At 69.6% G+C, this 16,958-nt stretch carries 16 protein-coding genes; 2 read left to right on the top strand and 14 right to left on the bottom strand.

All coding sequences use genetic code 11. From position 1 onward, the window contains the following. Positions 1-6: 6 nt before the first annotated feature. From PKE84_RS02785 to PKE84_RS02810, 6 genes are all read right to left on the bottom strand, one after another. Complete coding sequence (locus PKE84_RS02785) at positions 7-456, bottom strand: DUF3817 domain-containing protein (RefSeq protein ID WP_271175664.1); 450 nt, start codon at positions 454-456, stop codon at positions 7-9. Positions 457-460: 4 nt separating this feature from the next. Further along, entirely contained in the window at positions 461-1,252 is a 792-nt protein-coding gene (locus PKE84_RS02790) for an SURF1 family protein (protein ID WP_271175665.1), read from the bottom strand. Positions 1,253-1,297: 45 nt separating this feature from the next. Then, the gene (locus PKE84_RS02795) at positions 1,298-2,656 is read right to left on the bottom strand and encodes a cation:proton antiporter (RefSeq protein WP_271175666.1); all 1,359 of its coding nucleotides are present in this window, start codon (positions 2,654-2,656) and stop codon (positions 1,298-1,300) included. A gap of 3 nt (positions 2,657-2,659) precedes the next feature. Beyond that, on the bottom strand, positions 2,660-3,190 hold the full coding sequence (locus PKE84_RS02800) for a cation:proton antiporter regulatory subunit (RefSeq protein ID WP_343880490.1): 531 nt from the start codon (positions 3,188-3,190) through the stop codon (positions 2,660-2,662). A 100-nt stretch (positions 3,191-3,290) separates the two neighbouring features. Further along, the gene (locus PKE84_RS02805; RefSeq protein WP_271175668.1) at positions 3,291-5,201 is read right to left on the bottom strand and encodes a glycerol-3-phosphate dehydrogenase/oxidase; all 1,911 of its coding nucleotides are present in this window, start codon (positions 5,199-5,201) and stop codon (positions 3,291-3,293) included. Positions 5,202-5,235: 34 nt separating this feature from the next. Next, positions 5,236-6,354, bottom strand: a complete 1,119-nt coding sequence (locus PKE84_RS02810) for a GuaB3 family IMP dehydrogenase-related protein (RefSeq protein WP_271175766.1) — start codon at positions 6,352-6,354, stop codon at positions 5,236-5,238. A 70-nt stretch (positions 6,355-6,424) separates the two neighbouring features. Here PKE84_RS02810 and PKE84_RS02815 point away from each other — a divergent pair, with 70 nt between their 5' ends. Next, positions 6,425-7,573, top strand: coding sequence for a MalY/PatB family protein (locus tag PKE84_RS02815; RefSeq protein ID WP_271175669.1), 1,149 nt, complete (start codon positions 6,425-6,427; stop codon positions 7,571-7,573). A 34-nt stretch (positions 7,574-7,607) separates the two neighbouring features. Here the strand turns inward: PKE84_RS02815 and PKE84_RS02820 are convergent, their stop codons facing one another. The 4 genes from PKE84_RS02820 to groES form a co-directional block, all read right to left on the bottom strand. Beyond that, positions 7,608-9,296 (bottom strand): ABC-F family ATP-binding cassette domain-containing protein, encoded by a 1,689-nt coding sequence (locus tag PKE84_RS02820; RefSeq protein WP_271175670.1) that lies wholly within the window; start codon positions 9,294-9,296, stop codon positions 7,608-7,610. A 229-nt stretch (positions 9,297-9,525) separates the two neighbouring features. Next, positions 9,526-11,028: an IMP dehydrogenase gene (gene guaB / locus PKE84_RS02825; protein ID WP_271175671.1), complete on the bottom strand. Its 1,503-nt coding sequence runs from the start codon at positions 11,026-11,028 to the stop codon at positions 9,526-9,528. Positions 11,029-11,116: 88 nt separating this feature from the next. Then, entirely contained in the window at positions 11,117-12,091 is a 975-nt protein-coding gene (rarD, locus tag PKE84_RS02830; protein WP_271175672.1) for an EamA family transporter RarD, read from the bottom strand. Between the two features lie 67 nt (positions 12,092-12,158). Further along, entirely contained in the window at positions 12,159-12,455 is a 297-nt protein-coding gene (groES, locus tag PKE84_RS02835) for a co-chaperone GroES (RefSeq protein WP_271175673.1), read from the bottom strand. 133 nt (positions 12,456-12,588) lie between these two features. On the opposite strand from groES, the gene PKE84_RS02840 reads away from it, so the two are divergent. Further along, entirely contained in the window at positions 12,589-13,782 is a 1,194-nt protein-coding gene (locus PKE84_RS02840) for a THUMP-like domain-containing protein (RefSeq protein ID WP_271175674.1), read from the top strand. Positions 13,783-13,857: 75 nt separating this feature from the next. On the opposite strand, the gene PKE84_RS02845 is transcribed toward PKE84_RS02840, so the two are convergent. From PKE84_RS02845 to tsaB, 4 genes are all read right to left on the bottom strand, one after another. Further along, a complete protein-coding gene (locus PKE84_RS02845; RefSeq protein WP_271175675.1) occupies positions 13,858-14,526 on the bottom strand; it encodes a DUF4190 domain-containing protein in 669 nt (222 codons plus the stop codon). 247 nt (positions 14,527-14,773) lie between these two features. Then, positions 14,774-15,844 carry a tRNA (adenosine(37)-N6)-threonylcarbamoyltransferase complex transferase subunit TsaD gene (tsaD, locus tag PKE84_RS02850; RefSeq protein WP_271175676.1) on the bottom strand — a complete coding sequence of 357 codons (1,071 nt, stop codon included), beginning with the start codon at positions 15,842-15,844 and terminating at the stop codon, positions 14,774-14,776. Continuing rightward, on the bottom strand, positions 15,841-16,275 hold the full coding sequence (gene rimI, locus PKE84_RS02855) for a ribosomal protein S18-alanine N-acetyltransferase (protein ID WP_373877106.1): 435 nt from the start codon (positions 16,273-16,275) through the stop codon (positions 15,841-15,843). The genes tsaD and rimI overlap by 4 nt, the downstream gene beginning before the upstream one ends. 47 nt (positions 16,276-16,322) lie before the next feature. Further along, on the bottom strand, positions 16,323-16,958 hold the full coding sequence (tsaB, locus tag PKE84_RS02860) for a tRNA (adenosine(37)-N6)-threonylcarbamoyltransferase complex dimerization subunit type 1 TsaB (protein WP_271175678.1): 636 nt from the start codon (positions 16,956-16,958) through the stop codon (positions 16,323-16,325).

The following is a 16,958-nucleotide window of genomic DNA, read 5'->3' on the forward strand; positions in this document are numbered from 1 at the left end:
TCGGTGCTAATTTGATGCCTCCACGAGGGTCGCTTCTTCGGCCTCCCGGCCGGCCAGATAAGACTTCACCTGCTTGGTGATGCGTGCTTCGACGAAGAACGACAGGAACGGGACGACGCCGCCGAGGGCGATCGCCACGAACTTCGCGAAGTTCCAGCGCATCAGGCTCCACAGACGGAAGTCGGAGAAGAGGTACACGACGTACAGCCAGCCGTGCGCGATCAGGATGCCCGTGCTCAGGTCGAGACCGGTGGGGGCGACGGGCTCGTTCACGTCGACGAGCGCGAAGACGCCGTAGTTGCTGAACGCGAACAGCTGGTAGCCCATGCCGTACTTGATGATCATCTCGACGCACAGCAGCAGCAGCATGATGCCGGTGACGTAGGCGAAGACCTGGTAGAACCGGAGCGCCCCGCGGATCTTCGGGAAGTCTTCTGATTTGGGAGCGAGGGGCATGGACCTATTCTACTTTCTCGGCGGCAGCGGCCGATTCGCGCGCGAGCTGGCGTTCCTCGTCTTCGCGCTCCTTCGCGTCCTTCACCAGTCGGTACCAGAAGAAGACCGCGAAGCCGGCGAAGATGATCCACTCGGCCGCGTAGAAGATGTTGAGCCAGTTGAGCGTGCTCTCCTGGATGGGCGGCGGCGAATCGATCTTCACCAGCCCCTGCGGCGGGGTGCGCTCGACGACGTACGCCGAGTAGACGTCGACCCCGTCGACGCCGGTCCACAGGTTGTACAGCGCCGCCACCGACATGGTGCGCATCCGCGTCGGGTCGCTCTTATCGGCGGGCACCTCCGGCGCCTCCGTCGGCAGCAGCCGGCCCACGATCGTCTGCTGGCTCGGCTGCTCGTTCGCGAGCCGCGCCATGACCGACTCGGCCGCGGCCTTGTCGGCCGCCCAACCCCGGGCGACGGCTAGAGCGACCGGATGCCCGGATGCGGCATCGTCCACCGTCACGTGCGCGACCACCCACCATCCTGCCGTGCCCTTGTTGAGTCGGCCGTCGAGCAGCTGGTAGTCGCCAGGGACGAACGATCCGGTCACCGTCACCAGCTGGCCGGTCGCCTCGTCGGTGATCGGGCCGTCCGGCTTCGCCACGGAGGCGAGCGGGAGCACCGACTCGCTCGGCGCGTCGATGACCTTGCCCGACTCCACCGCCCGTTCCAGCTGCCACTGGCCGAGGGCCGCGAATCCGGCCGCCAGCGCGAGCGCCAGCAGCAGCGCGCCGATCCAGCGTGGGCGCAGCATCATCTGGAACAGCGTCGTCTCGCTGTCTCCGGTGGTCTCGCTAATGGTTCAGTCCCGCTTTCGGTCCCCGGTGGTGTCCTGCTGCTGCATGGCCTGCTCGACCACACGGTCGATGGCGCTCTTCGTGTCGTCGGACCGCGCGTCGGGATCGAGGTCGGCTGTCGCCGCCTCGACCAGCGCGATCTCCTCGTCGAGCATGGGGTCGCGCTTCGCAGCGCCCTTCGTGGGGCGCTTTCCGGATCGACCGGTCCGCAGAATCATCCCACCGATCTTCTCGGAGTTTGCTGCGAGCACCGGGCCGAGCACCGCCATGATCAGCACGTAGAGGCCCGCGAACGGCTGGATGCGCTCGTCGAGTCCGGCGCTGAGCGACAGCGTCGCGAGGATCAGCGCGAACTCGCCGCGGTTCTGCAGGATGACCGTGGTGTTGATGCCCGCTTGCACGCCGAGCCCGTTGATCCAGGCGACGAACTGCCCGGCGCCGATGTTGAGCACGATCGTGAGCAGCACGGCGAGCAGCACCGGCACCACGACCTGCGGGAACTGCGCCGGATTCAGCGCGAGGCCGAAGTTGAGGAAGAAGAAGGCCGCGAAGACGTCGCGCAGCGGGATCGCGATCTGCTCGATCTTCTTGTGGTACTTCGTCGCGCCGAGCACCAGACCGATGAGGAACGCCCCGATCGCGTCGGTCACGCCCAGCACCTCGCCGATGCCGGCGAACAACACGGCGAAGCCGAAGAACAGGATGGTGAAGAGCTCGTCGTCCTTGGTGCGGAAGAGCCGCGAGACGAACCGTCCTCCCCAGCGCGCGATGGTGAACATCACCACCAGGAAGGTGAAGGCGATCGCGAGCTTGGCGACGATCGGCCAGAAGTCCGTCTCGCCGCTGAGCACCACCGAGACGATCGCGAGGTAGATCGCGATGAAGATGTCCTCGACCACCGTGACGCCCAGGATCATCGGCGTCTCGGTGTTCGCCAGGCGTTTCAGCTCGATCAGCAGCTTGGTGACGATCGCGCTCGACGACGTGGCCGTCATGCCGGCGATGATCAGGGCCTCGCGGGTGCCCCAGCCGACCATGAAGCCGAAGATCAGGCCGACGCCCATGTTGACGACGATGTAGGAGCCGCCGGAGATGATCAGCTTGCCGAAGTTGCCGAAGAACTCGTCCTGGTCGAACTCGAGCCCCAGATTGAACAGGAGCAGGATCAGCCCGAAGATCGCGATCAGTTCGATGTAGTGCGATTCGAAGTTGAGCGGGAACCATCCGGTGTGGGGACTCGCGAGCAAGCCGACGAGCATGTAGATGGGTATCGCGGGGAGACCCACCAGCTTGCCGAGGCGCCCGAGCACGTAGGCCACGAGCAGGAGGACGCCGAGAACGATGAGGTCTTCGCCGAGATGCATTGCTTATCCCCCGGGCGGCGCGTCTGCGGTCACGCGAGCGGGAAGCTCGCCTGTGCGGAAGAAGGAGAACGCCTTCGCGACTTTCTCCGGGGAGCCGGCGACGACCAGCGTGTCGCCGGGGAAGACCTTGAAGTCGGGGGCCGGCGCGGGATTCGCGGAGTCACCGCGCACGACCGCGACGACCGTGAGGCCGACGAGGCCGCGATCGGCGGGTGCACCGAGGGGCTGGCCGGCGATGTAGTCGTCGTAGTCGACCGTGAACCAGTCGATGCTGAGACCGGGGATCTGGTCGAGAGCCGTGAGCGACTCGGTGATCTGCGTGCCGCCGAGCAGCTCGGCGAGGGTGTGCGCTTCGTCTTCGTTCAGGCGCAGCGACACCTTGGTCACGTCGGCGCCGTCTTCGTGATCGGAGAAGGTGATCAGGTCGCTGTGACCCGACCGGTGCGCGATGACACCGACCTTTCCACCGTCGTCGGTCACGAACGTATGCAGCACCCCGACTCCGGGTAGCTTGACCCGTCGAACGTCAACCATGTTCCGTCTCCAGAGGTTTTGGGGGCAGTACGTCAATCGTACCGGAGCCGCCTGAAGGCGGCTCCGGGGTTGGTGGTGTACGGACGGGCGGCGCCCCGCGTCACTCGGCGGCGGGCGCTCCGTCTCCGGCAGGCGCATCCGGGGCATCCGGGGCTGCAGGCGCATCCGGTGCAGCGGGCGCGGCCGGCGCTGCAGACGTCGCCGGCTTGCGCGTCGCCCTGGCCCGGTTCGACGCGCGGGCCGTCTTGGCCGCCTTCGCCGCCGCCGCATCGACGTCGACGATGTCGGGCGCCTCCAGCCGGATGCGGTCGGCCGACTCGTCGTCGGGCTGCAGCTGGCTCGCACGTTCGGCCGCGACGCGCTTGAGGTAGGTCTGCACCTCGCGGTCCTCCCTGCCCTTGTCCCAGCCGAGCACGCCGGCCATCAGACGAGCGGCGACCGGTGCGGCGGAGACCCCGCGGTCCCACGCCTCGATCGAGATGCGGGTGCGGCGGGCGAGTACGTCCTCGAGGTGCAGCGCGCCCTCGTTCGACGCCGCGTAGACCACCTCGGCCCCGACGTAGTCGTCGGCGCCCGGCAGAGGCTCGGCGAGCGACGGGTCGTCGCGGATCAGCTCCAGGATGTCTTCGGCCAGCGTGCCGTAACGGTTGAGGAGGTGCTCGATCCTCACCACGTGCAGGCCGCTCTCGTCGGCGATGCGGTTGCGGCGGTTCCAGGCGGCCTGGTACCCCTCGGCCCCGACCAGCGCGATCTCCTCCGTCGTGCTCTTGGCGATCTTGCCGTCGAGCGCGTCCACGGCCGCGTCGATCGCGTCCTTCGCCATGATCCGGTAGGTGGTCCACTTGCCGCCCGCGATCACCACCAGGCCGGGCACCGAATGCGCGACGAGGTGCTCGCGGGAGAGCTTCGAGGTCTGCTCCGACTCACCGGCGAGCAGCGGGCGCAGGCCGGCGTAGACGCCTTCGACGTCCTCCCTGGTCAACGGGATGGCGAGCACCGAGTTCACGTGCGCGAGCAGATAGTCGATGTCCGCCGCCGTCGCCGCCGGGTGGGCCTTGTCGAGGTGCCAGTCGGTGTCCGTCGTGCCGATCAGCCAGTGACGGCCCCACGGGATGACGAAGAGCACGCTCTTCTCGGTGCGCAGCAGCAGGCCCATCTTCGACTGGAACCGGTCGCGCGGCACGACGAGGTGGATGCCTTTCGAGGCGCGCACCTTGAACTGGCCGCGTTCCCCCACCATCGCCTGCGTGTCGTCCGTCCAAACGCCGGTGGCGTTGACGACCTGCTTCGCGCGGATCTCGAACCGCTCGTCGGTCTCGAGGTCGTGCGCCTGCACGCCGACCACGCGCTGGCCGACCTTGATGAAGCCTTCCGCGCGCACTCGGCTCGCCACGTTCGCCCCGTAGTGCGCGGCCGTGCGCGCGAGGTTCGCCACGTACCGGGCGTCGTCGACCTGCGCGTCATAGTACGTGATGCCGCCGACCAGGGCGTCGCTCGCCAGGCTCGGGATCGAGCGCATCACCTGCCGCTTGGACAGGTGGCGGTGGTGCGGGACGCCCGGGGGACGCAGTCCGGTGTACGAGAAGATGTCGTAGAGCATCATGCCGGCGCCCACATAGGCACGCTCGATGACGCGCTTCTTGAGCGGGTAGAGGAACCGCACGGGCTTCACGAGGTGCGGCGCGATGCGCTGCAGCAGCAGCCCGCGTTCGATCAGGGCCTCACGCACCAGCCGGAAGTCGAGCTGCTCGAGGTAGCGGATGCCGCCGTGCACGAGCTTCGAGGACCGGCTCGAGGTGCCGGATGCGAAATCGCGCGCCTCGATGAGGCCGACCGAGAGCCCGCGGGTCACCGCATCGAGCGCGCTGCCCGTTCCGACGATGCCGCCGCCGACCACGAGGATGTCGAGCTCGGTGTCCTTCAGTGCCGCTATCGCGTCCGCACGTTCGGCCGGGCCGAGCCGTGACGTGGACGACACAGCCGGCTGTGAGGTGGATCTGGTCGTGACCATCGTTCTCTCCCTCTCGGCCGCCATCGGCCGATGTTCAGTGCGCGTTGTACGGCGCGACGACGACTTCGACGCGCTGGAACTCCTTCAGGTCGGAGTAGCCGGTGGTGGCCATCGAGCGACGCAGTGCGCCGACCAGGTTGGCCGTTCCCTCGGCGACGGGTGCCGGGCCGTAGAGGATCTCCTCGAGCGGGGCGACCTGGCCCACCTCGACCCGGTTGCCGCGGGGCAGCTGCGCGTGGTGCGCCTCCGCACCCCAGTGCCAGCCGCCGCCGGGGGCGTCGGTGGCGCGGGCGAGCGTGGAGCCGAGCATCACCGCGTCGGCGCCGCAGGCGATCGCCTTGACGATGTCGCCCGAGCTGCCGAGCCCGCCGTCCGCGATGACGTGCACGTAGCGGCCGCCGGACTCGTCCATGTAGTCGCGGCGTGCGCCGGCGACGTCGGCGACGGCCGTAGCCATCGGCGCGTGGATGCCGAGGGTCGAGCGCGTCGTGGAGGCGGCGCCACCGCCGAAGCCGACGAGGACCCCGGCCGCGCCGGTGCGCATCAGGTGCAGCGCGGCCGTGTAGGTGGCCGCCCCGCCGACGATGACCGGCACGTCGAGCTCGTAGATGAACTTCTTGAGGTTCAGGGGTTCGACGTTCTTCGACACGTGCTCGGCCGACACCGTCGTGCCGCGGATCACGAACAGGTCGACGCCCGCCGCCACCACGGTCTCGTACAGTTCCTGGGTGCGCTGCGGCGACAAGGCGCCGGCGACTGTGACGCCGGCCTCGCGGATCTCCGCGAGACGGCTCGTGACGAGTTCCGGCTTGATCGGCTCGGAGTAGATCTCCTGCATGCGCGAGGTCGCCTTGGCGGCCGGAAGCTGGCGGATCTCCGCGAGCAGCGGCTCCGGGTCCTCGTACCGCGTCCACACGCCCTCGAGGTCGAGAACGCCCAGACCGCCCAGCTGGCCCATCATGATCGCGGTGGTCGGCGAGACCACCGAGTCCATCGGGGCCGCGAGGAACGGGATGGAGAACTGGTACGCGTCGATCGACCACGAGACCGAGACATCCTCGGGGTCACGGGTGCGCCGGCTCGGCACCACCGCAATGTCGTCGAAGGCGTACACGCGGCGAGCGCGCTTGGCGCGCCCGATCTCAATCTCCATACTCACCCGTTCAGTCTATGGCGAGGGCGTCGAGGATGCGCCGTCGGGCGGAGCCGGGCAGAGTGGAACCATGACGATCGAAGCCGACTCCCTCGAGAAACTGCGCACCAGGACGAGCGAGAAGTGGCGCGCGTATCCGGATGACGTGCTCCCGCTGTTCGTCGCAGAGATGGACTATCCCCTGGCGGAACCCATCGCCGAGGCGCTGATCGCCGCCGTGCGCCGCTCCGACACCGGATACATCGGGCCCGACGACTCGGCCAAGCGGGCGTTCGCCGATTTCGCCAGGAACTCGTGGGGGTGGGACGTCGATCCCGCGCGTGTCACCACGACGACCGACGTCAGCTCGGTGATCGTCGAGTCGCTGCGACTGGTGATCGCCCCCGGCGACCGCGTCATCATCACCCCACCGGTCTATCCGCCCTTCTTCGGCATGGTGACCGAGGCGGGCGGCGTCGTCGAGGAGGTGCCGCTCTCGGTCGACCCGGCCTCGGGCTGGTCGCTCGACCTCGACGGCATCGAGCGCGCCTTCGCGTCGGGCGCCCGCGCCTTCCTGCTCTGCAACCCCCACAACCCGCTCGGGCTCGTGCACAGCGCCGGCGAACTGGCCGCGGTCGCCGAGCTGGCGGCCCGTTACGACGCCGTGGTCGTCAGCGACGAGGTGCACGCGCCGCTCACGCACTCCGACGCGACGTTCACCCCGTTCCTCTCCGTGTCGGACGCCGCGCGCGAGCACGGCATCGCCGCCCACTCCGCGAGCAAGGCGTGGAACCTCGCCGGCCTCAAGTGCGCGATGTTCGTCGCCGCGAGCGACCGGATGGCCGGCGTGCTCGCGACGCTGCCGTTCGAAGTCGAGGAGCGCACCAGCCTCTTCGGGAGGATCGCCACCGAAGCGGCGTACCGCGATTCGCGTGCGTGCCTGGGCGGGATGCTCGCCGCGGTGGAGGCGAATCGGGCGCTCCTCACCCAGTTGCTCACGCAGTACCTGCCCGAGGTACGCTACCGCGAGCCACGGGCGAGCTACCTGGCGTGGCTCGACTTCCGCCCGCTCGACTGGGGTGTCGAACCGGCAGGGCTGGCGCTCGACGAGGCGCGGGTCGCGCTCGTGCCCGGTCCCGACTTCGGGCGCGAGGGCGCCGGGTTCGCCCGGCTGAACTTCGCCTGCTCCCCGTCGGTGCTCACGGAGGCCGTGCTCCGGCTCGCCTCGGTGCGGCCCTGACCGGACCCGCCAGCCTGCCCGGATCTCCCGGGCCTCACCGCACCCGGGCCACCCTCGCCTCGTCCCACACCGGCTCATCCGACTCGTACACGCCCCCGTCGGCGCCGAACACCAGGTAGCGGTCGAACCCGCGCGCGAACCAGCGGTCGTGCGTCACGGCGATCACCGTGCCCTCGAACCCGCGCAGACCCTCCTCCAGCGCCTCGGCGGAGACGAGGTCGAGGTTGTCCGTCGGCTCGTCGAGCAGCAACAGCGTCGCGCCCGACAGCTCGAGCAGCAGGATCTGTAGCCGCGCCTGCTGGCCGCCCGAGAGCGACTCGAACGTCTGCTCGCTCGAGGCGGCGAGCCCGTAGCGGTCGAGCACCCGGCTGGCCGCGTCCCTGGGCATCCCCGAACGGAAGTCGTCGCCGCGGTGCAGGATCTCCAGCAGGGTGCGGCCCACCAGCTCCGGATGCTCGTGCGCCTGCGCGAACAGCCCCGGCACCACGCGCGCGCCGAGCTTCGCGACGCCCGAGTGCGCGACGGGAGGGCCCGACTGCTCCGCCGAGGCGAGGTGCCCGGCCGCCGGATCCGGATCGGTGCCGCCCGCGGCGAGGAGCCGAAGGAAGTGCGACTTGCCCGACCCGTTCGACCCGAGCACGGCCACCCGCTCGCCGAACCAGATCTCCGCACTGAATGCGCGCATCAGCCCGGTGAGTTCCAGATCGAAGCACTCGACGACGCGACGACCCGTCCGCGAACCGGTGAGGCGCATCGTCACCTCCTGCTCGCGCGGGCGCAGCTGCGGAGGACCGGCCTCCTCGAACTTCGCCAGTCGCGTCTGAGCGGCGCGGTACGCAGGTGCGACATCACTGTTGTACTTCGCCTTCTCCCACAGCCGCAGCACGAGGGCCTTCAGCTTCGCGTGCTCCTCGTCCCAGCGCCGGCGCAGCTCCTCGAGCCTGGCCATCCGGTCGTCGCGCGCCTGGTGGTAGCCGGCGAAGCCGCCGCCGTGGGTCCAGGTGGTGTTGCCGGCCGCGCCGAGTTCGAGTGTCACGATCCGGTCGGCGGCGTTCGCCAGCAGTTCCCGGTCGTGCGAGACCAGCAGCACGGTCTTCTGGGTCGCACGCAGCTGTTCCTCGAGCCAGCGCTTCGCCGGCACATCCAGATAGTTGTCCGGCTCGTCGAGCAGCAGCACCTGCTCCGGCCCTCGCAGCAACGCCTCGAGCACGAGACGCTTCTGCTCGCCTCCCGACAGCGACCGGAGGCCCCGGTACTGGGCGCGCTCGAACGGGATGCCGAGGGCGGCCATCGTGCAGTGGTCCCAGACGACCTCCTGCTCGTAGCCGCCCGCATCCGCGTAGTCGGCAAGGGCCGACGCGTAGCGGAGCTGGGTGTCGGTCTCGTCGCGCTCGATGATGGCCTCCTCGGCCGCAGTCAGCGCCTCCGCCGCCGCGCGCACGGCGCGCGGCGCGACCGACACGAGGAGGTCGCGCACCGTACGGTCGTCGCGCACATGCCCGACGAACTGGTCCATCACCCCGAGGCCGCCGTCGATCCCGATGCTGCCGGTGTCGGCCTTCAGCTCGCCCCGGATGATGCGCAGCAGCGTCGACTTGCCCGCCCCGTTCGCGCCGATGAGCGCCGATACGCTGCCCTCCCCCACGCGGAACGAGACGTCGTCGAGCAGCGGACGGCCGTCGGCGAGTGAATAGCCGATTCCGGCGACGTCGATGTATCCCACGGGAGTGCTTTCATTCGGTGCGAGCCCTGGTGCGGGGCGCCCGCGTCGAACGAGCCTTCCAGAATAGACGACCGCGCTCGTCCCGTCGACCCGCGGTCGCCCCGTCCGCAATTCCGGAACTCTCGCTCGACACCCCGTCGATTAACGCACAACTCCGGAAGCTCGCCGCGGTGAGGCGGGATCTTCCGGAGTTGTGGAGGTCAGGCGGGTCAGCGACGTGAGCCGCGGGTCAGCGGCGGTAGTTCGGCGCCTCGACCACCATCTGGATGTCGTGCGGGTGCGACTCCTTGAGTCCGGCCGCCGTGATGCGCACGAACTTGCCGCGCTCCTTGAGCTCGGCGATCGTGCGCGCACCCACGTAGAACATCGACTGCCGCAGGCCGCCGATCAGCTGGTAGGCGACGGCCGACAGCGGTCCGCGATACGGCACCTGTCCCTCGATGCCCTCGGCGATGAGCTGCTCGTCGCTCGGCACGTCCGCCTGGAAGTAGCGGTCGCGCGAGTACGAGGTCTTCTTGCCGCGCGTCTGCAGAGCGCCGAGCGATCCCATGCCGCGGTAGTTCTTGAACTGCTTGCCGTTGACGAACACGAGATCGCCGGGCGACTCGGCCGTTCCGGCGAGCAGCGAGCCGAGCATCACGGTGTCGGCGCCGGCGACGAGCGCCTTGGCGATGTCGCCGGAGTACTGCAGACCGCCGTCGGCGATGAGCGGCACACCGGCCGCACGGGCGGCGAGCGACGCCTCGTAGACGGCGGTGACCTGAGGCACGCCGACGCCCGCGACGACGCGCGTGGTGCAGATCGAGCCCGGTCCGACGCCGACCTTGATCGCGTCCGCGCCGGCGTCGATCAGAGCCTGTGCGCCGGCCCGCGTGGCCACATTGCCGCCGATGATGTCGACGTGCGCCGCGCGCGGCTCCGCCTTCAGCCGGCGGATGATGTCGAGCACGCCGGCGCTGTCGCCGTTGGCCGTATCGACGACGATCACGTCGACGCCCGCGTCGACGAGCGCCATCGCGCGCTCCCACGCGTCGCCGAAGAAGCCGATCGCCGCGCCCACCCGCAGGCGGCCCTCGTCGTCCTTGGTGGCGTTGGGGTACTTCTCGCTCTTGTCGAAGTCCTTGACCGTGATGAGACCGCTGAGCTTGCCGTCGGCGTCGACGAGCGGGAGCTTCTCGATCTTGTGCTGGGCGAAGATCGCCACAGCGGAGTCGGGATCGATGCCGACCGGAGCGGTGATCAGCGGCTGGCGGGTCATGACATCGCGCACATACGTGGTCGTGCGCTCGAACGGCGAGACGAAGCGCATGTCGCGGTTGGTGATGATGCCGACGAGGGTTCCATCGCCCTCGACCACCGGCAGGCCGCTCACACGGAACTGACCGCAGAGCTGGTCGACCTCTTCGACGGTTGCGTCGGGGGTGGTGGTGACGGGGTTGGTGATCATGCCCGACTCGGACCGCTTGACCTTGTCGACGTGCGCCGCCTGGTCTTCGATCGAGAGGTTGCGATGCAGGATGCCGATGCCGCCGTTGCGCGCCATGGCGATCGCCATGCGCGACTCGGTCACCGTGTCCATCGCGCTCGACAGCAGCGGGGACGCCACCGTGATGCGCTTGGTGAGCCGGGAGGACGTGTCCGCCTCGCTCGGGATGACGTCGGTGTGCCCGGGCAGGAGCATCACGTCGTCGTAGGTCAATCCGATGAAGCCGAACGGATCCGTCTGATCCATTTCACCCCTTAGAGCGTCGCGAGGAATGGGAGAATCCGCCCGCCACCAGCGCCACGGATACTCAATGCTAACGGCAGAACCCTGAGCGTTATTCCACGGTCGCGACGTCGAGGGCGGCGGTCCTGCGGTTCGAGCGCGCGGACGCGACGAGGTCGATCGCCAGGATGAGGAGGGCGAGCCAGACGATGCTGAACCCGACCCAGCGCTCGGGCGGCATCGCCTCGTGGAGCACCACCACGCCGACCAGGAACTGGATGAACGGGGCGAAGTACTGGATGAAGCCCATGTAGACCAGCGGGAGCCGGCGCGACGCCGCGGCGAAGAAGAGCAGCGGCACAGCGGTGATCACTCCCGCGCCCGCCATCGCGACGGTGTGCCAGACGCTGATCGTGCCGATCGTGATGCCGACGGTCGCCCCGACGACGACGAGCTGGACGATCGCGACCGGGGTGAGCCACAGCGTCTCGAGCGTGAGCCCGGACACCGCGTCGACCGACGGCCCGACGCGCTTCTTGATGAGGCCGTAGAGGCCGAACGAGAACGCGAGGATGAGAGCGATCCACGGGATGGAGCCGTACCCGACCGCCAGCACGACCACCGCGATGATGCTGATGCCCACCGCGACCCACTGGGCGACGCGCAGCTTCTCGCGCTGCACGATCACTCCGAGAAAGACCGTGACGATCGGGTTGATGAAGTAACCGAGGGCCGCCTCGACCACGTGGCCGGAGACCGTCGCGAGCACATACGTCTGCCAGTTCACGTAGATGAGGGCGCCGGCCACCCCCATGGTGAAGACGACGCGCTTGTTGGTGAGGAGCGTGGCGAAGGCCCGCCACTTGCGCGTGACGGTGAGCAGGATGGCGCAGAAGACGAGCGAGAAGAGAACGCGCCACGCCACGATCTCGAAGGCGCTGGCCGGCACCAGCGAGAGGAAGTAGATGGGCAGGATGCCCCACAGCACGTACGCCGAGATCGCATAGATCAGCCCGGATCGGCGATGCTCCGTCAACGGCTTGGCGACGGCGACGGCGACGGCTGGTTCTGTTTCGCTCGAGGACACCTGGTGATTCTACGCACAGACGACGAAGGCCCGGATGCCTGAGCATCCGGGCCTTCAGAGCCGATCGTCAGCGGACGATGACGGCCAGAACGTCGCGAGCCGAGAGGACGAGGTAGTCCTCTCCACCGAACTTGACCTCGGTTCCGCCGTACTTGGAGTAGATGACCTTGTCGCCGACGGCGACGTCGAGCGGAACGCGGTTGCCGTTGTCGTCGATACGGCCGGGGCCCACCGCCACGACCTCGCCCTCCTGGGGCTTCTCCTTGGCGGTGTCGGGGATGACAAGACCCGAAGCAGTGGTCTGCTCAGCCTCGACCTGCTTGATAACGATGCGATCCTCGAGCGGCTTGATGGAGACCGACACGGTTGACCTCTTTCTTGAACTAACACTGACGTGAAGACTGGAGTTAGCACACTCGCACGGAGAGTGCTAACACGAGTTTAGAGGGTTCATTAGCAGTCACGCAACGTGAGTGCCAAGAGGGTAGCGTGAAGCCATGGAACGGTCTGAGCTGGTCGAGCTGCTGTCGCCCGAGGGGCTGCGGCTGCTCGACTCCCTCCCCCCGTACCACTCGAAATCGGATGTGCTCGCGCTGGTCACCGAGCTGCGCAAGGCCGGGCATCCGCCGGGGCTCGTGGCGGCCGTGCTCACGCAGTCCAAGCTGCGCACGAAAGCCGCCGCCAAGTTCGGTCCCTTCGCCGACCGGATGCTCTTCACCGAGGCCGGCCTCGAGCAGGCGACGCGGCTTCCCGTCGCCGCCCGGCATGCCGGGCGCTTCGCGGCCGCCGGGCTCACCCGGGTCGCCGACCTCGGCTGCGGGATCGGCGGCGACGCCATGTCGCTCGCCGCGCTCGACCTCGAGGTGACCGCCGTCGAGGCCGACGAGGTCACCGCGGCCATCGCGAGCTACAACCTCGCCCCGTTCGACAACGCCACCGTCGAGCACGGGCTGGCCGAAGACGCAGACCTGCACGGGATCGACGGCGTCTTCCTCGATCCCGCCCGCCGCACCGCCGGCCACGGGCAGACCGCGCGACTCACCGACCCCGACGACTACTCCCCGTCGCTCGGCTTCGCCTTCGAGCTCGGAACCGGCCGGTCCGTCGGCGTGAAGCTCGGCCCCGGACTCGACCGCGACCTCATCCCGACGGGCGCCGAGGCGCAGTGGGTGTCGGTCGACGGCCAGCTGGTCGAGATGGGCCTCTGGTTCGGCGCGCTCGCCCGGTCGGGCATCCGTCGCGCCGCCCTCGTGCTGCACGGCGACGAGGCCAGCGAGCTGACGGCGCCGTCCGACAGCGAAGACGTCGAGGCCGGCCCGCTCGGCGGTTATCTCTACGAGCCCGACGGCGCCGTCATCCGGGCCCGCCTGATCGGCGACCTCGCGCGCTCGCTGAACGCCAGGATGCTCTCCGACGGCATCGCCTACCTCACGTCCGACGACGCCACCTCCACACCCTTCGCCACGGGATTCCGCGTGATCGAGACCCTCCCCTTCCAGGAGAAGGAGCTCAAGCGGGCGCTCCGGCAGCGCGGCATCGGCACCCTCGAGATCAAGAAGCGCGGGGTGGATGTCAACCCCGCCGCCCTGCGCAAGCGCCTGTCGCTCAGCGGGTCGGGCTCTGCCACCGTGGTGCTCACGCGCGTCGCGGGGCGGCACACCGCGCTCCTGGTGGAGCGGCTGCCCGCCTGAGCGGCCCCGGACACGCAGAACGGCCGGCCGACGCTGTGCGCCGACCGGCCGTTCGTGCCTCTGGTGAGGCCGGGCTCAGTACGTGTAGCTGCCGCGGTAGGTCGAGAACGCGATCAGGGCGATGATGATGACCGCCCACTCGACGATCGCGATCGCGATCCCCACGAAACCGGTGATGATGCCGGTGAGCCAGAATCCCTTCGCCGCCGGCTCCTTCTTGCGGCCGATGAATCCGAGGATCACGGCCGCGACGCCGAACGGGAAGCCGAGGCCGTACACCCAGGCGAGCACGACGCTCAGGATGCCGCCGACCATCGACAGGATGCTCAGCACGGGCGACTTCACCTGAGGGGCGTACGGCTGCGCGTAGCCAGGCGCCGGCTGCCCGTAGGCGGGCTGGCCGTACGGCTGCTGTGGCTGCTGGCCGTAGGCGGGAGCGCCGGGCTGACCGGGCTGACCGTACGGCTGCTGCGGCTGCTGACCGTAAGCGGGCTGTCCGTACGCAGGCTGACCGTACGGCGCCTGCTGACCGTAGCCCGGAGCGGGCGGGGCCGGCGGGACCGGCGGTGCGGCCGGAGCGGGTGCGCCCTCGACCGGGGCGGGAGCGGCAGCAGCGGCTGCCGCGTCGGAGACGGGAGGCGTGGGGGGAACCGCGCCGGTGGTGTCGTCCGTCGGGGCGGGCGGAACTGCGCCGTTTCCGGCTGCGGGGTCCGTCGGCTCCGCGGGCACGTTCGGGTCGGTCATGAGGCCAATCTCCTTCGAATTCTGAGAGGTTCCTGTATCGCAGCCATAGTGGCAGGCGCCCTCAGAGGTGTCAACGAGACCCGCGCGAGCGCTGTCATCCCAGGGTATTCCGGCCGGGCCGGTCTGGTCAGGCCGGGAGCCGGATTCGGCACCCTGGTACCACAGGGTTCAGACCGCGGGACGGCGGGACCGCTGGCGGCGCCCTGCGCGCATCCGACCGGAGCCCATCCGACCGGACCGCATCCGCTCAGCGCGTGACCTGGATCTCCGTGACCGGCAGCGTCGAATCGGCCGAGAAGCCGAGCGTGCTCGGCTCGTGCCCGGCCCGGATGAGCTGCGCGGCCAGCGCCGCGATCATCGCACCGTTGTCGGTGCAGAGCGAGAGCGCCGGGATGCGCAGCGCGACTCCGGCCGCCTCGGTGCGCTCGACCGCGACCTCCCGGATGCGCGCATTGGCGACCACGCCGCCGCCGAGCAGCAGGCGCGGCACGTCGTAGTCGCGACAGGCGGCGAGCGCCTTCGTGAGCAGCACGTCGACGACCGCCTCGCGGAAGCTCGCCGCGACATCGGCGACCGGCACCGGCTCGCCCGCATCCTGCCGCTGCTCCACCCAGCGGGCGACGGCCGTCTTGAGGCCGGAGAACGAGAAGTCGTACCGGTGCGCGTCCAGGTCTTTCGGCTTGGTGAGCCCACGCGGAAAACGGATGGCACGCGGATCGCCGCCCGCGGCGACCCGGTCGATCTGCGGTCCGCCCGGGTAGGGCAGCCCCAGCACGCGGGCGACCTTGTCGAAGGCCTCACCGGCGGCGTCGTCGATCGTCTCGCCGAGCAGTTCCACATCGGAGACCAGGTCGCGCACGAGCAGCAGCGAGGTGTGCCCGCCCGAGACGAGCAGGGCGATCGTCGGGAGCTCGACCGGATGCCCCGGCCCGCCGTGCGCGTCGAGGAGGTCGGCCCCGACGTGTCCGACGAGGTGGTTGACGGCGTAAATGGGCTTGCCGAGCGACACCGCGAGCGCCTTCGCCGCCCCGACGCCCACCATCAGGGCGCCGGACAGGCCCGGACCGCTCGTCACCGCCACCGCGTCGATGTCGGCCAGCTCGATGCCCGCGTCCGCCACGGCGGTGCGGAGCGTCGGCGTGAGCGCCTCGAGGTGCGCACGGGCCGCCACCTCGGGAACGACGCCGCCGTAGCGGGCGTGCTCCTCCATCGACGAGGCGATGGTGTTGGCGAGCAGGGTGTCTCCCCGCACGATCCCGATCCCGGTCTCGTCGCAGGAGGTCTCGATGCCGAGCACCAGCGGATTCTCGCGGTTCATGCGACGGTCGTCTCCGGGGTCGGGACGATGAGGCGCATCACGATCGCGTCCACGTCGTCGGGCTGGTAGTAGCGCGGTCGCACGCCGATCTCCTCGAAGCCGAGCGCCCGGTAGAGCGTCTGGGCCGCCGGATTGTCGGCGCGCACCTCGAGGAACACCTCACGGGCGCCGCGTTTGCGCGCCTCGCCGATCAGCGCCAGCATCAGTGCGCGGCCGAGGCCGTGGCGCCGAGCGGCGGGAGCGACGGCGATGGTCTGGATGTCTCCTTCGGCGGCTCCCGCAGGCGACAGCAGGCCCGCGTACCCGTCGATGCGCTCCGGATGCTCGGGCTCGAAGGCCACCAGGTAGTAGGTGTGCTCGCTACGGACCTCGGACAACATCGAGTGCTCCGACCAGGCGTCGGTCGTGAACGTCGAGCGCTCGAGCTCCATGATCGCCGCGACGTCGTCGGGCGTCGCGCGGCGCAGCTGCCAGGCGGTCACGCGCTCACCCGCTTGGGGCCGCTCGAGAGTGTGACGTCCGGCGAGCGCAGGTAGAGCGGCTCGTCGGCGGCGAAGGGCCGGCCGTTCGCGTACAGCAGTTCGGCGAGCATCCCGAGCGAGCCGGCCGACACGATGCGCGCATCGACGCGGGCTGGGTCCGGTTGCGTGGGGTCGGTCTCGGGGAGCCGATCGGGGCGGCTCAGGCCGGGGCCGTCGGAGCGGATCGGCAGACCCGCGTCGTCGACGCCGGTGTAGGTCGACCAGTACAGCTCGCGGCGTCGGGCGTCGGTCACGACGAGCAGCGGCCCCTCGTGTCCGGCCGCGTAGCGTTCGAATGCCACGGCGTCGTGGCTGACCACGGGGACGAGCGGCTTGCCCGCGCCGAAAGCGAACGCCTTGGCCGCGGCGATGCCGACGCGCAGGCCAGTGAACGGGCCGGGACCCATCCCGGCGACCACGCCGGAGAGCGCCGCGACGGCCACGCCGGACTCCCGCAGCACCGCCTCGATCAGCTCGCCGACGACCTCGGCGTGCCGCATCGTGTCGGGTTCCGTGCGTTCGGCGAGCACCCCGCCGTCCCGATCGACGACGGCGACACTCGTTCCTGCGGAGGTGTCGATCGCGAGAAGCAT

The sequence above is a fragment of the Leifsonia poae genome, from assembly GCF_027921845.1.
In the GTDB taxonomy this organism is placed as follows: domain Bacteria; phylum Actinomycetota; class Actinomycetes; order Actinomycetales; family Microbacteriaceae; genus Leifsonia; species Leifsonia poae.

Coding starts and splice junctions, on each gene's coding strand:
- PKE84_RS02845 (WP_271175675.1), bottom strand. CDS start 14,526: ATGACCGACCCGAACGTGCCCGCGGAGCCGACGGACCCCGCAGCCGGA.
- PKE84_RS02795 (WP_271175666.1), bottom strand. CDS start 2,656: ATGCATCTCGGCGAAGACCTCATCGTTCTCGGCGTCCTCCTGCTCGTG.
- PKE84_RS02790 (WP_271175665.1), bottom strand. CDS start 1,252: ATGATGCTGCGCCCACGCTGGATCGGCGCGCTGCTGCTGGCGCTCGCG.
- PKE84_RS02815 (WP_271175669.1), top strand. CDS start 6,425: ATGACGATCGAAGCCGACTCCCTCGAGAAACTGCGCACCAGGACGAGC.
- PKE84_RS02805 (WP_271175668.1), bottom strand. CDS start 5,201: ATGGTCACGACCAGATCCACCTCACAGCCGGCTGTGTCGTCCACGTCA.
- tsaD (WP_271175676.1), bottom strand. CDS start 15,844: ATGAACCGCGAGAATCCGCTGGTGCTCGGCATCGAGACCTCCTGCGAC.
- PKE84_RS02840 (WP_271175674.1), top strand. CDS start 12,589: ATGGAACGGTCTGAGCTGGTCGAGCTGCTGTCGCCCGAGGGGCTGCGG.
- PKE84_RS02800 (WP_343880490.1), bottom strand. CDS start 3,190: ATGGTTGACGTTCGACGGGTCAAGCTACCCGGAGTCGGGGTGCTGCAT.
- guaB (WP_271175671.1), bottom strand. CDS start 11,028: ATGGATCAGACGGATCCGTTCGGCTTCATCGGATTGACCTACGACGAC.
- PKE84_RS02785 (WP_271175664.1), bottom strand. CDS start 456: ATGCCCCTCGCTCCCAAATCAGAAGACTTCCCGAAGATCCGCGGGGCG.
- tsaB (WP_271175678.1), bottom strand. CDS start 16,958: ATGCTTCTCGCGATCGACACCTCCGCAGGAACGAGTGTCGCCGTCGTC.
- rimI (WP_373877106.1), bottom strand. CDS start 16,275: ATGGAGCTCGAGCGCTCGACGTTCACGACCGACGCCTGGTCGGAGCAC.
- PKE84_RS02810 (WP_271175766.1), bottom strand. CDS start 6,354: ATGGAGATTGAGATCGGGCGCGCCAAGCGCGCTCGCCGCGTGTACGCC.